At 47.2% G+C, this 4,970-nt stretch carries 7 protein-coding genes; all 7 read left to right on the forward strand.

Going from position 1 to position 4,970, the window contains the following annotated elements; translation table 11 throughout:
* Nucleotides 1-882: DUF4931 domain-containing protein (locus PHP87_RS10550; RefSeq protein ID WP_299921145.1), on the forward strand; the 882-nt coding region annotated here is incomplete at its 5' end.
* 15 nt (nt 883-897) lie between these two features.
* Nucleotides 898-1,413 (forward strand): YqeG family HAD IIIA-type phosphatase, encoded by a 516-nt coding sequence (locus tag PHP87_RS10555; protein ID WP_299921147.1) that lies wholly within the window; start codon nt 898-900, stop codon nt 1,411-1,413.
* Nucleotides 1,414-1,462: 49 nt separating this feature from the next.
* Complete coding sequence (aroE, locus tag PHP87_RS10560; RefSeq protein ID WP_299921149.1) at nt 1,463-2,335, forward strand: shikimate dehydrogenase; 873 nt, start codon at nt 1,463-1,465, stop codon at nt 2,333-2,335.
* Between the two features lie 4 nt (nt 2,336-2,339).
* Nucleotides 2,340-2,762, forward strand: a complete 423-nt coding sequence (locus PHP87_RS10565; protein ID WP_299921157.1) for a GspH/FimT family pseudopilin — start codon at nt 2,340-2,342, stop codon at nt 2,760-2,762.
* A 9-nt stretch (nt 2,763-2,771) separates the two neighbouring features.
* The gene (locus PHP87_RS10570; protein WP_299921151.1) at nt 2,772-3,278 is read left to right on the forward strand and encodes a DUF5698 domain-containing protein; all 507 of its coding nucleotides are present in this window, start codon (nt 2,772-2,774) and stop codon (nt 3,276-3,278) included.
* 10 nt (nt 3,279-3,288) lie between these two features.
* Entirely contained in the window at nt 3,289-4,479 is a 1,191-nt protein-coding gene (gene aroC, locus PHP87_RS10575) for a chorismate synthase (RefSeq protein WP_299921153.1), read from the forward strand.
* Complete coding sequence (locus tag PHP87_RS10580; RefSeq protein ID WP_299921155.1) at nt 4,464-4,970, forward strand: shikimate kinase; 507 nt, start codon at nt 4,464-4,466, stop codon at nt 4,968-4,970. The genes aroC and PHP87_RS10580 overlap by 16 nt, the downstream gene beginning before the upstream one ends.

Here is a 4,970-nt window from a genome sequence, read left to right on the forward strand (position 1 = left end):
TTTTGTGCCGGTAATGAATCTCTTACCCCGCCGGAAATCGCTGCCGTGAGAAAGGATAATTCGGCTCCGGATTCTCCAGGTTGGATTGTTCGCACCGTACCCAGCAAGTATTCTGCCTTTAGGCTGGAGGGAGAATTGCAAGAAGAACAACAATCAGGGATATATTATAGCTGCAATGGTCTGGGAAAACAGGAAGTGGTAATAGGAAACTCAGATCACAGCTGCGAATTTCACCATTTTTCGCTGGAAAGAATCGAATTGATTTACCGGATGTTTAAAGAGCGTTATCAAGCCCTGGCAAGTGATCCCCGTATCAAGTATATTCAGATTTATAAAAACCAGGGGCTCTTTGCCGGTGCTTCCCAGGAGCATAGTCACAGCCAGATAGTAGCCCTTCCCATGATTCCGCTGCATGTAGCCATCCCGGCTGAGTTCTACCAGCGGAATCAGAAATGCCTTTTGTGTACTATTATGGAGCAGGAGCGGGAAAACGGGAAGCGAATAATATACGAGAGTGAATATTATATCCTGCTATCTCCTTACGCCTCGCGATTCTCCTATGAAACCTGGATAATACCTAAAGAGCATAAAGAGCATTTTGGGGGTATAAGCGAAAGAGAAATATCTGATTTGGCCAGGACATTGAAGACTTTTCTAAATATCATGCTTGATTCTTTGAGCAATCCCTCCTATAATATCGTGATAAACACCGGCCCGATAAACGGGGTCAGTGCGGAGGGGGCTCACTGGTTCATGGAGATAAATCCGCGATTTATCATAACCAACGGATTTGAGATGGCTACTGGCTATTATACCAATCCGGTGGCACCGGAATTGTCGGCTTCTCTCTTTCGCCAGCGAATGCTGGAAAATGACCAATAGCTGTGAGGTTTGTAAATGTTTGAAATTCTTTATCCTCAAATATATGTTAAATCTCTTTTGGAGATACCGTTGGATAAACTTAAAGAGCTAAAGATTAACACTTTTATTTTGGATCTCGATAATACAATTACCGAGTGGAATAGAAGAGAAGTAAGGCAAGAAATAGCGGAATGGTTTGAGAATATAAAGGGACAGGGCTTCAAGGCCTGTATCCTGTCCAACAACGGTGAACAGAGAGTTCTGGTTGTAGCCAGGAGCCTGGGGATTCCGTATCTTCATCGGGCCCAGAAACCCCGGCGCAGGGCCTTCTTCCAGGCTCTTTCCTTGATGGAAAGCCAGGCTGCCGAAACTGCCGTAATTGGCGACCAGATATTTACCGATGTGTTGGGAGGAAACCGGGCGGGACTATATACGATTCTGGTGGTACCATTGGATAAAAGAGAGTTTCCGGGTACTAAAATATCCCGATGCATGGAATACTTCGTTTTGCGCCGTTTACGTCGAAAATTGGTCGTAGGTCGTCGGGAGTAAGTCGTCAAGATCCCTGATTCCTCACACGATTAAGAAAGGAGAAAGAACTGTGCAGATAGATATCAACACTATCCTTCTGGGCTTGGTAGGCTGTCCGTTGCAGCATAGTCTTTCTCCCCTGATGCACAATCTTACCTTGGAGAAGATGGGAATAAACTCAATTTATCTACCCCTGGAAATCCCGGAGGAAAAACTGCCTGATCTCCCTTCCGCTATCCGCACTCTAAATTTCCGTGGATTGAATGTTACCATCCCCTACAAGGAAAAGATCATCCCCTTTTTGGATGGATTGTCAACTGAGGCATCTGCCTGCGGGGCGGTAAATGTGATAAAGAATGATAATGGGCGTCTGCAGGGTTATAATACTGATGGCCGGGGGTTCGTGGAAGCATTACGGGAAGAAAGGATTGATCCCGGAGGAAGGGCATTGTTCATTGGGGCCGGGGGAGCAGCCCGCTCAGTAGCCTTTGCGCTTACGCGTGCTGGTGTCAGCCGTCTGGATTTTTTGGATTTAGATTTGGCTCGGGCCAGGTTGCTGGCAGATTTGATAACAAGCCGCAGCTCAAGTTCAGCTTCAGCTTCCCTGATGAACACGCTTGAATTTCAACGATTGAGCCAGACGGCCAGCATCATTATTAACTGCTCCCCGGTGGGGATGTTTCCTAACAGTGATAAATCACCGGTAAACAAAGAGAATCTGCTGGGCAGCAGAGCTGTCCTCTGCGACCTCATTTATAATCCGCTGCAAAGCCGCTTTTTATCATGGGGGCAAGCCCTGGGGCTCAAGACCATGAACGGACTGGGGATGTTTGTTCAGCAAGGAGCTTTGACCCTGGAAATACTGCTGGGGCAAAAGCCGCCTCTGGACTACATGAAGGAAGTGGTGCAAAATCAACTCGAAAAAAGGATTCACCCTGCTTGAACTTCTGCTCGTCATGGCTATTCTCAGCTTGATGCTGGCCCTGGCCGCTCCGGAATTTTCGACTATTATACATAAGCAGAGGTTGCAAAGTGATGCCCAAAGAATGTCCGGGGTGCTGCGCATGGCGCGGCAGGAAGCCATAACCAGCGGACAAACGCAAGTGATATACTTTTTTACCAGTGATACCAAATATAAAGTTAAAAATGGCTCCACCTATCAATTAAGCCCGGGTATTAGCTATTTAGGCCTGACTACTTTTGACAAGCATGATAACAAGGCCGCCTGTATTTTCTCGCCTTCGGGAGTACCTTCTCACGCAGGGACGGTAACCCTGGAAAACCAAAAAGGGGAAAGACGCTATATTATAGTAAGTGTGGCTGCGGGGAGGATTAGGGTTTCCGATGAACCCCCACCAAGCTGGGAATAAGGAGAAGCTATGTTATTTGAACTAATTTTTATTTTTCTGGCCCGGGTGCTGGATGTTTCTCTGGGAACAGTGAGGATGATTCTGGTTATCCGCGGGGATAAAATACCGGCGGCCATAATCGGTTTTTTTGAAATCCTTATTTATACCGTAGCCCTGGGCCTGGTAGTTGGTTCGCTGAATGAACCCTTGAAACTACTGGTCTTTTGTTTTGGTTTTGCCCTGGGCATCCTCCTGGGGACTTTCCTGGAAGAAAAGATTGCCCTGGGTTATCGGGGGGTTCAGGTAACCATTGACAGCGAGCATGGCCATATTGTGGAGGAATTAAGGGAAGAAGGTTTTCCGGTAACCTGTTGGGAAGCCAGTGGTAAGGCCGGCCCCAAACTGGTGTTAAATATTTTTCTCAGGCGTAATATGGCTGTGGCTGTTGCGGATAAGATATACGAAAAAGACCCTGATGCCTTTGTGGTTTTCATGGAACCCAAACATTTCCAGGGAGGATATATTAAAAAGAAATAGGGGGACACGGATGGTGTTACGCTTTGTTACTTCTGGTGAATCACATGGAAAGGGTCTTATTGGTATTGTTGAGCAAATGCCTGCCGGGGTTGAAATAGGGGAAAAGGATATTAACCGGGAATTGCAAAGGAGACAAAAGGGCTATGGGCGAGGCGGCAGGATGAAGATTGAATCGGACCGCGTGGAGATTTTCTCCGGAATCAGAAACGGCTATAGCCTGGGTAGTCCTATTGCCTATCTCATAAGAAATCAGGATTTTGAAAACTGGCAGGAGATAATGGCGGCAGGAGAGTGCAAGCGGCATGAAGAAAAAATCATAAACCGGCCTCGGCCCGGACATGCTGATTTGGCCGGGGCCATGAAGTATAATCAGGTGGATATGCGCAATATTTTAGAAAGGGCCAGTGCCCGCGAGACTGCTGCCCGGGTGGCGGCCGGAGCCATGTTTAAAAAGCTTTTGGAGTCGTTCAATATTCGGGTTTATAGTCAGGTAAGATCCATAGGGCCGGTGCAGGTAAAGACCTGGCAGGTGAATGAGCAGAACTGGCAAGTTTTGATGGAGAGGGTGGATAAATCCCCTTTGCACTCGGTGGATGCAGAAAAAGCGCCCCTGATGATGGAGGCCATTGACCAGGCCCGGGTAAAGGGAGAATCGCTCGGCGGCAGTTTTGAAGTTGGAGTTATAGGGGTGCCGCCGGGATTGGGCAATCATATCAGCTGGGAGAGCAGGCTGGACAGTCAGATTTCCGCTTTATTGATGAGTATTCCGGCCATAAAGGCGGTGGAGATTGGAGAAGGTATAGCCAACTCTGCTGAACCGGGCTCCCGAGTGCATGATGAAATATTCTATACCGAGTCTGAGGGACTCTACCGTGAGAGTAACCGGGCCGGGGGAATCGAGGGAGGAATAAGCAATGGAGAGATGGTTTGGGCACGGGCTTATATGAAGCCTATCCCCACTCTTTATAAACCTTTGACCAGTGTAAACACAAAATTATGGCAGGAGGAGAAGGCTGATATTGAGCGTTCTGATATCACTGCGGTTCCAGCGGCAGCCATAGTAGGGGAAAGCATGTTGGCTTTTGCTATAGCCCGGGCTTTTTTGGATAAATTTTCCGGTGACAGCCTGGATGAAATCAGGAAATCCTATGAAGAATACCAGGCTTATTTGAAAAGGGTGTGGAAATGGGGAAAAATATAGTACTAATCGGTTTTATGGGTACAGGAAAGAGTTCTGTAGGTCAAAGGCTGGCGGAAAAGCTAAAAATGAAATTTGTTGATATGGATCGGGAGATCGAGAAGATCACCGGCTTGCCTATCAGTCAGTTATTTCGCAAGCATGGAGAAATCAGATTTCGTTCGGAGGAAAAACTGCTAGCGCAAAAACTTAGCTGCGAAAGCAATCTGGTTATTGCTACCGGAGGAGGAGTAGTACTAAGCCAGGAGAACATTGAGGCCTTGAGGGAGAATGGCATATTAATTTGTCTGGAGGCCAGTGCAGAAGAAATTCTTAAACGGATAAACCGGAAAAAAGGCAGCCGTCCTTTGTTAAAAAAGGAGATTGGCGAAAAGGACATTAAGCTTATGCTGGAAGCCCGGGAGACTTTTTATGCCTGCACTGATTTCCGCATCGATACAGATAATAAGGAGCCTCGAATGGTAGTTGAAGAAATAACCCGGCGATTAAGGTAG

Source organism: Syntrophomonas sp. (assembly GCF_028707975.1).
In the GTDB taxonomy this organism is placed as follows: domain Bacteria; phylum Bacillota; class Syntrophomonadia; order Syntrophomonadales; family Syntrophomonadaceae; genus Syntrophomonas.